Raw genomic sequence first — 371 nt, 5'->3', positions numbered from 1 at the left:
GTGGCGCCGGACGATTTGGCGTATGTGATCTTTACGTCCGGCTCGACCGGCGTGCCGAAGGGTGTAAGCATCAGCCATCGCGGCGCGCTCAACACCATCGACGCCGTCAACCAGCGCTTTAGCGTGGGTCCGGATGACCGCGTGCTGGCCTTGTCCGAACTGAGCTTTGACTTGTCGGTGTACGACTTGTTTGGCTTGCTGGCGGCGGGCGGCGCGATTGTCTTCCCTGACCAGGCCAAGACCAAACAGCCGGAACACTGGTTAGCGTTGATGCAACAGCACGGCGTCACACTGTGGAACACGGTGCCGCAACTGGCTGAACTGCTGGCGGAAAGCGCCGAGCAGGATGGCGCGAACCTTAACCAGCTGCG

Annotated in this window: 1 protein-coding gene; it reads left to right on the top strand. The window is 61.7% G+C overall.

The window, feature by feature from the left end; all coding sequences use genetic code 11:
* Window positions 1-371: AMP-binding protein (locus tag GM668_RS30350; RefSeq protein ID WP_155442694.1), on the top strand; the 371-nt coding region annotated here is incomplete at both ends.

This window comes from Pseudoduganella ginsengisoli, assembly GCF_009720865.1.
GTDB classification, from domain to species: domain Bacteria; phylum Pseudomonadota; class Gammaproteobacteria; order Burkholderiales; family Burkholderiaceae_D; genus Rugamonas; species Rugamonas ginsengisoli.
The sequence above is the reverse complement of the archived record's forward strand: the minus strand, read 5'-3'. Positions and strand labels throughout refer to the sequence as shown.